9 protein-coding genes are annotated in these 15,593 nt (G+C 66.0%); 2 read left to right on the top strand and 7 right to left on the bottom strand.

The window, feature by feature from the left end; genetic code table 11:
• Positions 1-163: 163 nt before the first annotated feature.
• The 7 genes from PPZ50_RS06110 to PPZ50_RS06080 all read right to left on the bottom strand — a co-directional run bounded on the left by PPZ50_RS06110 (position 164) and on the right by PPZ50_RS06080 (position 6,481).
• Positions 164-1,096 (bottom strand): alpha/beta hydrolase, encoded by a 933-nt coding sequence (locus PPZ50_RS06110; RefSeq protein WP_066693626.1) that lies wholly within the window; start codon positions 1,094-1,096, stop codon positions 164-166.
• The gene (locus PPZ50_RS06105) at positions 1,096-2,508 is read right to left on the bottom strand and encodes a M16 family metallopeptidase (protein WP_272815743.1); all 1,413 of its coding nucleotides are present in this window, start codon (positions 2,506-2,508) and stop codon (positions 1,096-1,098) included. Before PPZ50_RS06105 ends, PPZ50_RS06110 begins: the two co-directional genes overlap by 1 nt.
• 1 nt (position 2,509) lies before the next feature.
• The gene (locus PPZ50_RS06100; RefSeq protein WP_206432973.1) at positions 2,510-3,934 is read right to left on the bottom strand and encodes a M16 family metallopeptidase; all 1,425 of its coding nucleotides are present in this window, start codon (positions 3,932-3,934) and stop codon (positions 2,510-2,512) included.
• A 20-nt stretch (positions 3,935-3,954) separates the two neighbouring features.
• Entirely contained in the window at positions 3,955-4,185 is a 231-nt protein-coding gene (locus PPZ50_RS06095) for a helix-turn-helix domain-containing protein (protein ID WP_055789110.1), read from the bottom strand.
• Positions 4,185-4,706, bottom strand: a complete 522-nt coding sequence (locus PPZ50_RS06090; protein ID WP_066693630.1) for a DUF2975 domain-containing protein — start codon at positions 4,704-4,706, stop codon at positions 4,185-4,187. The genes PPZ50_RS06095 and PPZ50_RS06090 overlap by 1 nt, the downstream gene beginning before the upstream one ends.
• Positions 4,707-4,779: 73 nt before the next feature.
• Positions 4,780-5,952: a hypothetical protein gene (locus PPZ50_RS06085; RefSeq protein WP_066693641.1), complete on the bottom strand. Its 1,173-nt coding sequence runs from the start codon at positions 5,950-5,952 to the stop codon at positions 4,780-4,782.
• A gap of 370 nt (positions 5,953-6,322) precedes the next feature.
• Positions 6,323-6,481, bottom strand: coding sequence for a hypothetical protein (locus PPZ50_RS06080; RefSeq protein ID WP_157092795.1), 159 nt, complete (start codon positions 6,479-6,481; stop codon positions 6,323-6,325).
• Between the two features lie 358 nt (positions 6,482-6,839).
• On the opposite strand from PPZ50_RS06080, the gene rpoB reads away from it, so the two are divergent.
• Both rpoB and rpoC read left to right on the top strand, forming a co-directional pair.
• The gene (gene rpoB, locus PPZ50_RS06075; protein WP_066693643.1) at positions 6,840-10,985 is read left to right on the top strand and encodes a DNA-directed RNA polymerase subunit beta; all 4,146 of its coding nucleotides are present in this window, start codon (positions 6,840-6,842) and stop codon (positions 10,983-10,985) included.
• A gap of 129 nt (positions 10,986-11,114) precedes the next feature.
• The gene (gene rpoC / locus PPZ50_RS06070) at positions 11,115-15,395 is read left to right on the top strand and encodes a DNA-directed RNA polymerase subunit beta' (protein WP_066693644.1); all 4,281 of its coding nucleotides are present in this window, start codon (positions 11,115-11,117) and stop codon (positions 15,393-15,395) included.
• Positions 15,396-15,593 lie beyond the last annotated feature (198 nt).

Genomic DNA, 15,593 nt, shown 5'->3' with positions numbered 1-15,593 from the left:
CCCGGCTCGACCAGAAAAAGGGGCAGTCCGGCAACGGGCTGCCCCTTTTTTGATGATGCGCCCCAGGCTCCGGCACGCCGATCAACCGGCAGCGGCCGTCACCAAAACCGGCGGCGACAACCCCTCCCATGCGCAAGGCGTCGGCGAACAACGGCCAGCCGCGTCACCGCGCCGTGACAGCTGGCGGCGATGCCCCCTCGATCATGAACCACGGCGTCGGCCCGGCATCATCGGGCTCGGCGGGATAGAGCCAGCGCAGCGCCTCTTCCGCAGCGCGGTGATACACGGTGCCATGCGTCGCCGACCTGCCGTGATCGGCATAGCGCAACGTCACCCGCCCGGGTGGCAAGGCCGCCACCGCCGCTCGCAACCGGTCGACTCCATCCTGCATCGTCCCGCCTTCGTCGGCGACCGCAACGAACAGGCGCTTGCCCGCCGCCCGCGACAGGCGTTCCGAGAGGCCGGTTCGCAGCGCCCGCCGATCGTCCCACCACAGGCTGGGACTGATCGCGACATAGTCGGTGAACAGCGCCGGCTCGTTCAGCAGCGTGTCGATCACGAACAGCCCGGCCAGCGACTCGCCCATGATCGCCCGCCGCCCATCGGTGCGGAACCGCGCCTCGACGAACGGGATGACGTCCTGGCGCAGAAACCGGCGAAACCGTGTCGCCCCGCCGCTTTCGGGAAAGGCGGAGCGGTAGCGCGGGTCGACGGGTTGCCCGGTAAGCTCCGCCCGCCGCTGCTTCGTCTGGATTCCGACTACGATGAACGGCCCGAACGTCCAGCTGAGCGAGGCGAGGCTCGCCAGCCCGGCCACATGCCCGAAATCCTGATCGACCGCACCGTCGAGCAGATAGACCACCGGATAGCGCCCCTGCGAGCGGTCGTAGCCGGGCGGCAGCCAGACATTGACCTGCCGCTCGTCGCCCAGCGTCGGCGCAGCGATCTGATAGCTGGTGCCGATCTCGACCGGTCGTCCCGCCGGAACGACCTGCGCCGCCGCCGGCGCCGCCGTCATGGCGATAAGGAAGGCGATCCAGCGGGGCATGGCATTCTCCCGGAACCGGGGCGACCGCACCGCCCCGGCCGCGCGCATCAGGGCACCGTTACCGTCTGCACCGGCACGCCCTTCAGTTCGGGTAGCGCGTCGAGCTGCGGCTTCACCTTCGCCAGATCCCCGACCACGACCAGCGTGAACTTGTCGAGCGGCAGGGCATCCCGGATCGCGCTGCTGAACTGGGCATCGGTCACCGCCATCGTGGCCGGGACGTAGCGGTCGAGCCAGTCGGCCGGCAGCCCCAGCGCGTCGCGCGTCGCCAGCTGTCCGATCAGCGACGCACTGTCCGAACTGCGCAGCACGAACAGGCCGGCATTGTAGCTGCGCATCCCCGCCGCCTCGGCATCGCCGGGGGGCGTCGATTGCAGCGTGCGGATTTCCTGGAACACTTCCTTCAGCGACGGGCCGGTCACTGCGGTCGTCACATCGGCGTCGAAGGTCCAGGCGGCGTCGCCCGGGCGCTGGCTGATGCCCGAACCGGGGGAATAGGTATAGCCCTTGTCCTCGCGAATGTTGCGGGTGATCCGCGACGAGAAGCTGCCGCCGAGCAGCGCATTGGCGACGCGCATCGGAATGTCGCCTTCGCTACCCGCCAGCGGCGCCGGCCAGCTCAGCCGGATCGTCGATTGCGGCGCCTCCGGCCGGTCGACCAGCACCATGCGCGGCCCCGGCGCAGCGGTCGGCACCAGCGACAGCCGCGCCGGCCCCTTCTGCCAATCACCGAACGCTTGGCGGACCGCGGCCTTGACCGCCGCCGGATCGAACCGCCCGGCGATATAGAGCCGCGCGCGCTGCGCCCCGAAATTCGTGGCGTAGAAGCGCTTCACCTGGTCGAGCGTATAGCCGTCGAGCTGTGCCGGCGTCGGCATGGTCCGGGCATAGGGATGGTCGCCATAGGTCGCCCGCGCCAGCGCGTAATCGGCCAGCATCCCCGGCTGGGCGAGCATCTGCGCCAGCGACCGCGCGCTGTTCGCCTTGACCCGCGCGAACTCGCTGGCCGGAAAGGCCGGGCGCCGCGCGACATCGCCGACCAGCGCCACGGCCTGCGGCGCGAATTCGCTGAGCCCGCTCATGCTGATCGACGTTCCGGTCGAGCTTACCCGCACGCCGAGATTGCCGCCCATGCCGGCGGCGGCGGTGGCGAGCGCCGCGGAGTCGCGGGCCCCCGCCCCTTCCTTCAGCATGTCGCCGGTCAGGTCGGCCAGCCACGTATCGCGACCTTCCTCCAAATTGCCGGCATAGACCTGCAGCACGACCGTGACCTTGGGCGCATTGCCATAGGGGATCAGCGTCACGCCCATGCCGTTGGGCAACTGATAGCTTTCGGACGCGGGAACGCTGAACCGCTTGGGCGCACCGATCGGCGGTGCGGGCAAGGCCGGCGGCTGGGTCTGCGCGGCGAGCGGCGCGGCGATCAGCGCGAGGCCGGCGAGAAGGATCGAACGGCGCATCTCACTTGGCTCCCTGGGCTGCGGCAGTGCCGGGTTGGATGGTGTAGATCGAGCGGTTGGTGGGGCGCAGATATTCAACCGCCGTCTTCTGGATCAGCGCAGGCGTGACCTTCGCGAAGCCGGATTCGATGCGGTTCACCGCCTGCGGATCATTGTCGAACAGCGCATAGACGGCGAGCAGGTCGATCAGCCCGATCCGCATCCCGCCATCGACCGACGAATAGAGGTCGGAGCGCAGCTTGGTGCGGGCGCGGTCCAGTTCGGCCTGGGTGACCGGCGTGGTGCGCAACCCGTCGATCACGCCATCGACCGCCTGCCGGATCTGCGCATCGCTGAATTTCGGGTCGTGGGTGAAGTTGAACGCCCACAGCATCGGGCCGTTGTAGTTATACATGGTGCCCAGATAGGCGTTGATCCCGCCCGACAGGTCGCCGGTGATGCCGGTTTCCGATTTCAGCTTGCGGACCAGGCGGCTGTCGTCGCCCTGCACCAGCATCTGGTCGATCAGCCCCATCGCATACCATTCGGGCGTGCCGCGCGGCGGCATGTGATAGCCCGCCGCCCAGCCGGGCTTGGGCGCCAGCGCATCGACGCGGCTGCGCACCTTCTCGGCCGTCTGGCGCGGTTCGCTGAGGTCGGGCAACGTGACCGGCGCACCCTTTTGCAGGGGGCCGAAATGCTTGCGGACCATCGCCTCGGCCTGCGCATAGTCGATGTCCCCCGCGACGACGAGGACGGCGTTGTTCGGGCGGTAGAAGGCGGAATGGAACTGCTTCGCATCGGCGACGGTCGCCGCCTCGATCTCCTTCAGGTCGCCGTAGAAATTGTGGCTGTTATACCAGTTGGTATTGGCCAGCATCGGCAGGTCGATCCATGGCCAGGTGCTGTAGGGCTGGTTGAGGACGTTGACCTTCACCTCGTTGCCGACGACGCCCTGCTGGTTCTTCAGCACCGTATCGTCGATGACCGGCCGCGCCATGCGGTCGGCCTCCAGCCACAGGATGCGCTCCAGCGCGTTCGACGGCGCGATCTCGAAATAATTGGTGAAGTCGAACCGGGTCGATCCGTTCAGCACGCCGCCGGCGTTGCTGATCGTGCTGATGAACACGCCCTTGGGCGCGTTCTGCGACCCCTGGAACATCAGATGTTCGAACAGATGGGCAAAGCCGGTGCGGTCGCGCGGTTCGACGCGAAAGCCGATGCCGTAATAGACGCCGACGGTGACCGTCGGGGCCAGCGTATCGCGCGAGAGCACGACCCGCAGCTCGTTGGGCAGCGTCAGGTAGCGCATGTCGATCGCGAGCTTCGCCGGCGCGGCGGCAGCGGTTGCGGCGGTCGGGCGCTGCTGCGCCGCCGCGCTGGTCGCCATCGCCGGCAATGCGGCCAGCGCCGCCCCCAGCAACAGCCGCTTCATCAACCCCGTCATGTCCGTCCCCCCTTTGCTGTTCAGTCGTCGGTATCGGATTCCTCGCCCGTATCGGCATGGACCAGAATATCGCCCGGCTGGCATTCCAGCACGCGACAAATGGCGTCCAGCGTCGTGAAGCGGATCGCACGCGCCTTGCCCGTCTTCAGGATCGACAGGTTGGCGAGCGTGATGTCGACCGCCTGCGCCAGTTCGGTCAGCGTCATGCGCCGGGCCTGCAGCACCTCGTCGAGGCGGACCAGCACCGCCATCAGACCGTTCCCTCGAGATCTTCGCGCAGCGCCGCCCCTTCGGCGAACACGCGGGCGAGGATGAAGGCGACCAGCACCGACAGCCAGCCGCCGATCGACACCGACGACCCGTCGAGCCGGATGTTCATGCCGGCAAAGCTCGGCACGATCAGCCATAGCGGCACGTCGAGCAACTGGATGGCGAGCAGCGCCCAGCCGATCGCCCGCACCCGCCGGGCATTGGGCGACGCGAAGGTTTCCCCCGCCAATACGGTGCCGATGATCGCGATCAGCCGCGAAAAGATGACATGCGCCGGCACCGAGGCCGCGACGCCCAGCAACAGCAGCGCCCGGATGCCGCCGACGACCCGTTCGACATCGGCGGCCGGATATTTCACGGCGATGCGCCCGGCGAGCAGGTCGTGGAACGGAAAGCTGGCCAGCGTTCCGATCAGGAACGCGAACGCAAAGGCGATGTTGAGGACCAGCAGGACGCGCAGCACCGCGACGGTGAATCGCAATATCCGGTCACGCCGCACCATGCCGCCCCCTTCTCCCGTTGAACCGAACGCTAGGCCGGATATCGATAATCGGCAATAGCCGATGCGATCCGGCTTACGTCCGGCGGACCTGGCCGTGCAATCGTACTTCCAGCCGATCGACCATGCGGTCGCCGCGATCGGCAAAGATCGGGGCAAGCTTGCCCTGCGGCGCGGCCGGACCGACCATGAACGCCGCCGTGGTGCGCGATTCGCGACCGTCGTCCCAGCGATAGCGCGCGTCGATCGCGATCATCGGCACGAAGAAGGCGCGGTCGTTGGCCTGCACGATGTTCACCGCCGCGCGCGGCAGCGCCATCGTCGCTTCCAGATGGCGACGTTCGCCGCCCCCCAGCGGGAACGGGTCGAGCCCGCGCTTGTCGGCGTCGGAGAAGAATGCCGCGATCTGTTCGTCCTGCTGCGCATTGGCGGTGATCAGCAGCGTGGCGATGCGGACCTCCGCCACCGCCATCGATGCCGGATTGCCGACGGTCAGGTCGAAATCGAGCAGCGCACGATCCCCCTCCAGCCCGACCCTGAGCGGTGCGAGCTGAAATTCGAGGAACGGTCCGGGCGTCGGTGCGACCGGCGTGGGCGGCGTCACCGGAGCAGCGGGGGCGACGGGCGGGCGGACGGGTTGCGGCGCCGGGGTGACCGGAACCGGTGGCACGGGCGGCGGCGCGGGCGGTTCCGGCACCAACGGCGCCGGCTCGTAGTGTGGCTCGGCCGCGTTGCGGCGACGGCTCAGCGCGAAGGCGACGCCACTCGCCACGGCGACACCGCCGAGGAACCACAGCCACCACGGCACCGTGTCGGCCGTCGACGCCGGCGCGGCCAGTGTCGCCTCGGGCGACGGAGTCGGTGCCGGTGCCGGCTGTGCCGATGGCTCGGGCGTCGGCAGCGGCAGGACCGGTTGCCCGACATAGGTCGGCTCGGCAGCCGGCACCGGTTCCGCCTGCGGAGTGGGCGCGGGCGTGGGGCTGGGCGTCGGGCGCGGCGCGGCGGGCGTGGCGGTCGCGCGTGGGGTCGGGATCGCGACCGGCCGGGGTGCGGCGGCTGCGGTCGGGCGCGGCGTCGGCGTGGGCGTCGCGCGCGGAGTCGGCGACGCGGTCGGCGTGGGCGACGGAGTCGGCACCGCCTGCGGCGTGATGTCGTAGATCGGGATCGACCCGCCGGGCGACGTCTGCTGCGCGGCGGCGGGCACGGCGAGGATCGCGACGAGCGCCGCGAGCGGAAGGTGGAACTGCATGACAGCCCTCAACCGGGGTTTTTGCCTCCGCGTCAGCCTGCCCTGGCCCCGGATACGACGAAGCGAGCCGAATGCGCGCCCAACCGAGAGAATGGTTCGATAGTGCCTCAGCTTTGATTTCGACAGCTCAAAACGGCCTTCCGCATCGCTCGTCCTGTTTCCTTCGCAGACCGTCCGGCCGTTACGCCATAGATGCGTTGCCCGCGAAGGACTTTGTCTTCCTCTTCCGTAAGCGAACGCCCTAGACGGCGCTCTAGGTCGGCTTTGACCCGGCCGGGCTTCATACCGCCAATCCCCGCTTCTTGCATCGCCCTCGACAGTTAGGCGGTGGTGCGTCCACGTCAATCCGCGCGATTACATCGTCCGACGACTACAGGCGGTCAGTTAGACCAACGGCAATCGCGGACGACATGCGCCGGGTCTTATGGATGCGGCCGAAGTTGTAGAACACGAAGTAGAGCGACGACGCATGGACGTGGTTGTCGAACTTTTTGGAGAATGCGTAGGCGACGCGGATGAACCAGCGCATGAGCCTGCGAACCATGAGATTCTGGCGCTCGACATCACTGTTCGGCACATGTGCTAAGCATACAGGAGACGAGTGCCGGATGCCACCGGATCAACATCGATTTTCAAACTGAGACACTACCCAAAAAGTTCCACCGCGTTGACAGGCCCCGCCCCGGCTTCTATATGGCTGGCTTGCTTCAGGACCGGGAAAGAATGCGTCGTCGCGCAGCGCATTGCATGTATGGGCCTGTCGCCATTCCAGGACGCTCGATCAGCTGCGGCCCCCGGTGGGTGACGCGGCTTTCGTCGTCCTGTTTGCACGCCAGCCCGGTGGCCACCGGGCACGAGATTTGACTGCAAGCGAGGCCCACGACCCCATGGCGACCAAGGCAACCGCAACCGGCACGCACAAGCGCCGCATCCGCAAGGTGTTCGGCGACATCCACGAAGTGGTGCAGATGCCGAACCTGATCGAGGTTCAGCGCGAGAGCTACGAACAGTTCCTGCGCAGCGACCCGTCGATCGGCTATGTTTCCGGGCTTGAGAAGACGCTGCGGTCGGTATTCCCGATCCGCGACTTCGCCGGCACCGCCGAGCTGGACTTCGTCACCTACGAACTGGAAGATCCCAAGTTCGACGTCGAGGAATGCCGTCAGCGCGGCATCACCTATGCGGCACCGATGCGCGTCACGCTGCGCCTGATCGTGTTCGAGGTCGACGCCGATACCGAGGCCCGCTCGGTCCTCGATATCAAGGAGCAGGACGTCTACATGGGCGACATGCCGCTCATGACCGAGAACGGCACCTTCTTCATCAACGGCACCGAGCGCGTGATCGTGTCGCAGATGCACCGTTCGCCGGGCGTGCTGTTCGACCATGACCGCGGCAAGACCCACGCCAGCGGCAAGTATCTCTTTGCCGCGCGCGTGATCCCGTATCGCGGGTCGTGGCTCGATTTCGAATTCGACGCCAAGGACATCGTCAACGTCCGCATCGACCGCAAGCGCAAGTTGCCGGTGACGTCGCTGCTCTATGCGCTGGGCATGACGGGCGAGGACATTCTCAACCACTTCTACAACCGCGTGACCTTCGTCCGTGGCGAAGGCGGCTGGCGCATTCCGTATGCGCCGGAAAACTGGCGTGGCCAGAAGCCGGCGTTCGACATCGTCGACGCCAACACCGGCGAAGTCGTGTTCCCGGCCGGCACCAAGATTTCGCCGCGCCTCGCCAACAAGGCGGGCAAGGACGGGCTGGCCGACCTGCTGATCCCGACCGAGGAAATCTTCGGCCGCTACAGCGCCTATGACCTGATCAACGAACAGACCGGCCAGATCTATATCGAAGCCGGTGACGAGGTTTCGCCCGAGAATCTCGAACTGCTCGACCAGGCCGGCATCGAGCGGATCGAACTGCTCGACATCGACCATGTGTCGACCGGTCCGTGGATCCGCAACACGCTGAACGTCGACAAGGCCGAGGAGCGCGAACAGGCGCTGTCGGACATCTATCGCGTGATGCGCCCCGGCGAACCGCCGACGCTGGAAACCGCCGAAGCGCTGTTCGCAGGGCTGTTCTTCGATCCCGAGCGCTACGACCTGTCGGCCGTCGGCCGCGTCAAGCTGAACATGCGGCTCGACCTCGACACGCCGGACACGGTGACCACGCTACGCAGCGAGGACATTCTGGCTGTGGTCAAGACGCTGGTCGACCTGAAGGACGGCAAGGGCGAAGTCGACGATATCGACAATCTCGGCAACCGCCGCGTGCGTTCGGTCGGCGAGCTGCTGGAGAACCAGTATCGCGTCGGGCTGCTGCGCATGGAGCGTGCGGTCAAAGAGCGCATGTCGTCGGTCGACGTATCGACGGTCATGCCGAACGACCTCATCAACGCGAAGCCGGCGGTCGCCGCGGTGCGCGAATTCTTCGGCTCGTCGCAGCTGTCGCAGTTCATGGACCAGACCAACCCGCTGTCCGAAGTGACGCACAAGCGTCGCGTCTCGGCGCTCGGGCCGGGTGGTCTGACGCGTGAGCGCGCCGGCTTCGAGGTCCGCGACGTTCACCCGACGCACTATGGCCGCATCTGCCCGATCGAAACGCCGGAAGGCCCGAACATCGGTCTGATCAACTCGCTGGCTACCTTCAGCCGCGTCAACAAGTACGGCTTCATCGAGACCCCCTATCGTCGCATCATCGACGGCAAGGTCTCGGACGAGGTCGTGTATCTGTCGGCGATGGAAGAGCAGAAGCACACCGTCGCGCAGGCGTCGGCCGCGCTGAACGACGACGGCAGCTTCGCCGAGGAACTGGTGTCGGCACGTCAGGCCGGCGAATTCCTGATGGCGCTGCCCGAGAACGTCACGCTGATGGACGTGTCCCCGAAGCAGCTGGTGTCGGTCGCCGCGTCGCTCATTCCGTTCCTGGAAAACGACGACGCCAACCGCGCGCTGATGGGTTCGAACATGCAGCGTCAGGCGGTGCCGCTGGTGAAGGCGGAAGCGCCGTTCGTCGGCACCGGCATGGAAGAGACCGTGGCGCGCGATTCGGGCGCGGCGATCTCGGCCAAGCGGGCGGGCGTGGTCGATCAGGTCGATGCGGCCCGCATCGTGATCCGCGCGACCGGTGAGGTCGATGCGACCGAGAGCGGCGTCGACATCTACACGCTGATGAAGTTCCAGCGTTCGAACCAGTCGACCTGCATCAACCAGCGTCCGCTGGTGAAGGTGGGCGACGTGGTGAAGGCGGGCGAAGTCATCGCCGACGGCCCGTCGACCGAATTCGGCGAACTGGCGCTGGGCCGCAACGCGCTCGTCGCGTTCATGCCGTGGAACGGCTACAATTATGAGGACTCGATCCTCATCAGCGAGCGGATCGTGAAGGACGACGTGTTCACGTCGATCCATATCGACGAGTTCGAGGTGATGGCCCGCGACACCAAGCTCGGGCCGGAAGACATCACCCGCGACATTCCCAACGTGGGTGAAGAAGCGCTGCGCAACCTCGACGAGGCGGGCATCGTCTATATCGGTGCCGAGGTCGAGCCGGGCGACATTCTCGCCGGCAAGATCACGCCCAAGGGCGAATCGCCGATGACGCCGGAGGAAAAGCTCCTGCGCGCGATCTTCGGTGAAAAGGCCAGCGACGTGCGCGATACCTCGCTGCGCCTGCCGCCGGGCGTGTCGGGTACGGTCGTCGACGTCCGCGTCTTCAACCGTCACGGCATCGACAAGGACGAGCGCGCGATGGCGATCGAGCGCGAGGAGATCGAGCGCCTGAAGAAGGACTCGGACGACGAGCGCGGCATCCTCAACCGTGCGACGTGGTCGCGCCTGCGCGAGATGCTCGAAGGGCAGACCGCGACGGCCGCGCCCAAGGGCGTCAAGAAGGGCGTGGTCATCGACCGCGACCTGCTCGACAGCGTCGAAAAGCATGAGTGGTGGCGCTTCGCCGTCGCCGACGACGCGGCGCAGGGCAATCTCGAAGCGATCAAGGCGCAGTATGACGAGGCGGTGAAGCGTATCACCGACAAGTTCCACGACCGCCGCGAGAAGCTGGAGCGTGGCGACGAGCTGCCGCCGGGCGTGCTCAAGATGGTCAAGGTCTTCGTCGCGGTGAAGCGCAAGCTGCAGCCGGGCGACAAGATGGCCGGCCGTCACGGCAACAAGGGTGTCATCTCGCGCATCCTGCCGCAGGAAGACATGCCGTTCCTCGAAGACGGAACGCCGGTCGACCTGGTGCTGAACCCGCTGGGCGTGCCGTCGCGCATGAACGTCGGGCAGATCTTCGAAACGCACCTTGGCTGGGCGGCGCGCAACCTGGGTATGCAGGTCGCACGGTCGCTGCGCGACTGGCGCGAGGCGAACCCGGATGCGGTCGCGGGCGAAATGCCGGCGGCGGTCAAGGATCGCCTGAAGGAGATCTACGGCGATCACTATGCCGAGGACCTCGACACGCGTTCGAACGAGCAGCTGGCCGAGCTGGTCCAGAACATCAGCACGGGCGTTCCGATGGGCACCCCGGTGTTCGACGGCGCGCGTGAGAGCGACGTGTCGGACATGCTGCAGCTGGCCGGGCTGCACAGCTCGGGTCAGTCGGTGCTGTTCGACGGGCGGACCGGCGACCAGTTCGACCGGATGGTCACCGTCGGCATCATCTACATGCTGAAGCTGCACCATCTGGTCGACGACAAGATCCACGCGCGTTCGATCGGGCCGTACAGCCTCGTCACCCAGCAGCCGCTGGGCGGCAAGGCGCAGTTCGGTGGCCAGCGCTTCGGGGAAATGGAAGTGTGGGCGCTCCAAGCCTATGGCGCCGCCTACACGCTCCAGGAAATGCTGACGGTGAAGTCCGACGACGTGGTCGGCCGCACCAAGGTCTATGAAGCGATCGTCAAGGGCGACGACACCTTCGAGGCCGGCATCCCCGAGAGCTTCAACGTGCTGGTCAAGGAAATGCGCTCGCTGGGCCTCAACATCGAGTTGAGCAGCCTGGAGGAGAATGACGGACTGGCCGAGGCGGCGGAATAAGCGACCTTCTCCCTCTCCCCGCTCGCGGGGAGAGGGTCGGGGAGAGGGGCAGTCCAGCCCGCTACCCTCTCCGCACTTCCCCTCTCCCAACCCTCTCCCCTGAAGGAGAGAGGGCTATGAGGTAAGATCATGAACGAACTGACCAATTTCGCGAACCCGGTGGCCAAACCGGAGACCTTCGACCAGATCCAGATCGGCATCGCCTCGCCGGAGCGCATCCGCTCGTGGTCGTTCGGCGAGATCAAGAAGCCTGAGACGATCAACTATCGCACGTTCAAGCCGGAACGTGACGGCCTGTTCTGCGCGCGCATCTTCGGTCCGATCAAGGATTACGAATGCCTGTGCGGCAAGTACAAGCGCATGAAGTACAAGGGCATCGTCTGCGAAAAGTGCGGTGTCGAAGTCACGGTGTCGAAGGTCCGCCGTGAGCGGATGGGCCATATCGAACTGGCCGCCCCGGTCGCGCACATCTGGTTCCTGAAGTCGCTGCCGTCGCGCATCGGCCTGCTGCTCGACATGCAGCTCAAGCAGCTCGAGCGCGTGCTGTACTTCGAATCGTACATCGTGATCGAGCCGGGCCTGACCGCGCTGGAAAAGTATCAGCTCCTCACCGAGGACGAACTGCTCGACGCGCAGGACCAGTATGGCGAGGACGCGTTCTCGGCCGGGATCGGCGCCGAAGCGGTCAAGCAGATGCTGATCGACCTCGACCTCGAGGGTGAAAAGCGGGACCTGCTCGAAGAGCTGGCCGTCACCAAGTCGGAACTGAAGCCCAAGAAGATCATCAAGCGGCTGAAGGTCGTTGAGAGCTTCCTGGAATCGGGCAACCGTCCCGAATGGATGATCCTCGACGTCGTGCCGGTCATTCCGCCCGAACTGCGTCCGCTGGTGCCGCTCGACGGCGGCCGCTTCGCGACGTCGGACCTGAACGACCTGTACCGCCGCGTCATCAACCGCAACAACCGCCTGAAGCGGCTGATGGAACTGCGCGCGCCGGACATCATCGTCCGCAACGAAAAGCGCATGTTGCAGGAAGCGGTCGACGCGCTGTTCGACAACGGCCGTCGCGGCCGCACGATCACCGGCGCCAACAAGCGTCCGCTGAAGTCGCTGTCCGACATGCTGAAGGGCAAGCAGGGCCGCTTCCGCCAGAACCTGCTCGGCAAGCGCGTCGACTATTCGGGTCGTTCGGTCATCGTGACCGGCCCGGAACTCAAGCTGCACCAGTGCGGCCTGCCGAAGAAGATGGCGCTCGAGCTGTTCAAGCCGTTCATCTACGCGCGTCTGGACGCCAAGGGTCTGTCGATGACCCTGAAGCAGGCCAAGAAGTGGGTCGAGAAGGAACGCAAGGAAGTCTGGGACATCCTCGACGAAGTCATTCGCGAGCACCCGGTCATGCTGAACCGCGCGCCGACGCTGCACCGTCTGGGCATCCAGGCGTTCGAGCCGGTGCTGATCGAGGGCAAGGCGATCCAGCTGCACCCGCTGGTCTGCTCGGCGTTCAACGCCGACTTCGACGGCGACCAGATGGCCGTGCACGTTCCGCTGTCGCTCGAAGCGCAGCTGGAAGCGCGCGTCCTGATGATGTCGACCAACAACATCCTGTCGCCCGCCAACGGCAAGCCGATCATCGTGCCGTCGCAGGACATGGTGCTGGGTCTCTACTATCTGTCGATGGAAAAGACCGGCGAGCCGGGCGAAGGCATGCTGCTGGGCGACATGGCGGAGGTGCATCAGGCACTGCACGCCGGCGCCGTCACGCTGCACACCAAGATCGTCAGCCGCGTTCCGCAAACCGACGAGAATGGTCAGCAGTATCTCAAGCGCTATGAGACCACCCCGGGTCGCATGTTGCTGGGCGAATGCCTGCCGAAGTCGCACAAGGTGCCGTTCGACACGGTCAACCGCCTGCTGACCAAGAAGGACGTCGGCGACGTCATCGACGAGGTGTATCGCCACACCGGTCAGAAGGAGACCGTGCTGTTCGCCGACGCGATCATGGCGCTGGGCTTCCGCCACGCGTTCCGTGCCGGCATCTCGTTCGGCAAGGACGACATGCTGATCGCGCCGGACAAGGACAAGCTGGTCGACGAGACCCGCGATCAGGTGAAGGACTTCGAGCAGCAGTATCAGGACGGCCTGATCACGCAGCAGGAAAAGTACAACAAGGTGATCGACGCCTGGAGCCGTTGCGGCGATCAGGTCGCGACCAGCATGATGGACGAAATCAAGGCGGTCCGCCGCTACGAGGAAGGTCCGATGAAGGGTCGCGAGAAGCCGATCAACTCGATCTACATGATGGCCCACTCGGGTGCCCGCGGTTCGCAGGCGCAGATCAAGCAGCTGGCCGGCATGCGCGGGCTGATGGCCAAGCCGTCGGGCGAGATCATCGAAACGCCGATCATCTCGAACTTCAAGGAAGGCCTGACCGTCCTTGAATATTTCAACTCGACCCACGGCGCCCGCAAGGGCCTTGCGGATACGGCGCTCAAGACGGCGAACTCGGGTTACCTGACCCGCCGTCTCGTCGACGTGTCGCAGGACTGCGTCGTCATCATGGACGATTGCGGTACCCAGCGTGCGCTCGAAATGCGCTCGATCATCGAAGGCGGCGCGACCATCGCGTCGCTCGGCGAACGCATCCTCGGCCGGACCACGGCAGAGGACGTGGTCGATCCGAAGACCGGCGAAGTCGTGTTCCCGACCGGAACGCTGCTCGACGAAGCCATGGTCGCGAAGATCGAGGCGATGGGCCTTCAGGCGATGAAGATTCGCAGCCCGCTGGTCTGCGAAGCCAAGGTCGGCGTCTGCGGCACCTGCTACGGCCGCGACCTCGCCCGCGGTACGCCGGTGAACATCGGCGAAGCGGTCGGCGTCATCGCGGCGCAGTCGATCGGTGAGCCGGGCACGCAGCTGACGATGCGTACCTTCCACATCGGTGGTGCGGCACAGCTGAACGAACAGTCGAACCTCGAAGCGCCGGTCGACGGCACGGTCGAGTTCCGCGACCTGCGCCTGATCGAGGATCAGCGCGGGCGCCGGGTGGTGCTCAGCCGTTCGGGTGAGATCGCGATCGTCGACATGGACGGCCGCGACCTGTCGGTCCACCGCATCCCCTATGGTGCGTATGTGCTGTTCGACGATGGTCACATCGTTTCGCAGGGCGACCGCATGGCGGAATGGGACCCGTTCACCGCCCCGGTCATCACCGAAACCGCCGGTACCGTGAAGTTCATCGACCTGATCGAGAACAAGACGGTCACCGAGCGCGTCGACGAAGCGACCGGTATCGCCCAGCGCGAGATCATCGAATATCGCGCGACGTCGAAGTCGAAGGAGGATCTGCGTCCGCGCATGACCCTGCTCGACGCGAATTCGGGCGAGGCCGCGCGCTACATGCTGGCGCCGGGCGCGGTGCTGTCGGTCGAGGACGGTGCACAGGTACAGGCGGGTGACGTTCTCGCCCGTGTCGCCCGTGAATCGGCCAAGACCCGCGACATCACCGGCGGTTTGCCGCGCGTCGCCGAGCTGTTCGAGGCGCGCATCCCGAAGGAGGCGGCGATCATCGCCAAGGTTTCGGGCCGCGTCGTGTTCGGCAAGGATTACAAGGCGAAGCGCAAGATCGGCATCCAGCCCGAGGATGGCGGCGAGGTCGTCGAGTATCTGATCCCGAAGTCGAAGGTGATCGACGTTCAGGAAGGCGATTACGTCAAGCGCGGCGACAACCTGATCGGGGGTTCGCCGAACCCGCACGACATTCTGGAAACGCTCGGCATCGAGCCGCTGGCCGAATATCTCGTCAGCGAAATCCAGGGCGTCTACCGGTTGCAGGGCGTGAAGATCAACGACAAGCACATCGAGACGATCGTTCGTCAGATGCTGCAGAAGGTCGAGATCACCGACGGTGGCGACACCACCCTGCTCGCCGGCGAACAGCTCGACCGTGACGAGATGGACGAAGCCAATGCAAAGCTCGCGCCGGGTCTGGCCCCGGCACAGGGCAAGCCGGTGCTGCTCGGCATCACCAAGGCGTCGCTGCAGACCCGCAGCTTCATCTCGGCCGCATCGTTCCAGGAAACGACCCGCGTCCTCACCGAAGCATCGGTGCAGGGCAAGATCGACAGCCTGAACGGTCTGAAGGAAAACGTCATCGTCGGCCGCCTGATCCCGGCGGGCACCGGTGCCGGCATGAACCGCCTGCGCGTCGCGGCCTCGTCGCGCGATGCGGCACTGCGTGCCCAGCAGCGGGCGCTGGCGGGCTTCATCGCGCCGAACTCGGCCGAGGAAGAACATGCCGCCGAACTGGCCCGTTCGCCCCGCGACGGCCAGGGCGTCAGCGATCCGCTGGCCGATGTCGTGCCCTCGGGCACCGGCACCGACGCCGATGCGGGCGAGTATCTGAACGACTGATCGTTCGGGTCTTCGTGCGTTGAACGAACCGCCGTCCGGGCAACCGGGCGGCGGTTTCGTTTTGGGGAGCAAGGCACCGCACACACCAACACGTCACCCCGGGCCTGCCCCGGGGTCCCGCTTCTTTCCTGCCGCCGTGAAGAAGAAGCGGGACCCCGGATCAAGTCCGGGGTGACGGTGGTTCGGCGCCACCTTCCC

It is taken from the genome of Sphingomonas hankookensis (genome assembly GCF_028551275.1).
Classification (GTDB): Bacteria; Pseudomonadota; Alphaproteobacteria; order Sphingomonadales; family Sphingomonadaceae; genus Sphingomonas; species Sphingomonas hankookensis_A.
The sequence above is the reverse complement of the archived record's forward strand: the minus strand, read 5'-3'. Positions and strand labels throughout refer to the sequence as shown.

Excerpts from the sequence above, each read along its gene's own strand:
- PPZ50_RS06110 (WP_066693626.1), bottom strand. The coding sequence starts at position 1,096 with ATGCGCGCGGCCGGGGCGGTGCGGTCGCCCCGGTTCCGGGAGAATGCC.
- PPZ50_RS06105 (WP_272815743.1), bottom strand. The coding sequence starts at position 2,508 with ATGCGCCGTTCGATCCTTCTCGCCGGCCTCGCGCTGATCGCCGCGCCG.
- PPZ50_RS06100 (WP_206432973.1), bottom strand. The coding sequence starts at position 3,934 with ATGACGGGGTTGATGAAGCGGCTGTTGCTGGGGGCGGCGCTGGCCGCA.
- PPZ50_RS06095 (WP_055789110.1), bottom strand. The coding sequence starts at position 4,185 with ATGGCGGTGCTGGTCCGCCTCGACGAGGTGCTGCAGGCCCGGCGCATG.
- PPZ50_RS06090 (WP_066693630.1), bottom strand. The coding sequence starts at position 4,706 with ATGGTGCGGCGTGACCGGATATTGCGATTCACCGTCGCGGTGCTGCGC.
- PPZ50_RS06085 (WP_066693641.1), bottom strand. The coding sequence starts at position 5,952 with ATGCAGTTCCACCTTCCGCTCGCGGCGCTCGTCGCGATCCTCGCCGTG.
- PPZ50_RS06080 (WP_157092795.1), bottom strand. The coding sequence starts at position 6,481 with ATGCGCTGGTTCATCCGCGTCGCCTACGCATTCTCCAAAAAGTTCGAC.
- rpoB (WP_066693643.1), top strand. The coding sequence starts at position 6,840 with ATGGCGACCAAGGCAACCGCAACCGGCACGCACAAGCGCCGCATCCGC.
- rpoC (WP_066693644.1), top strand. The coding sequence starts at position 11,115 with ATGAACGAACTGACCAATTTCGCGAACCCGGTGGCCAAACCGGAGACC.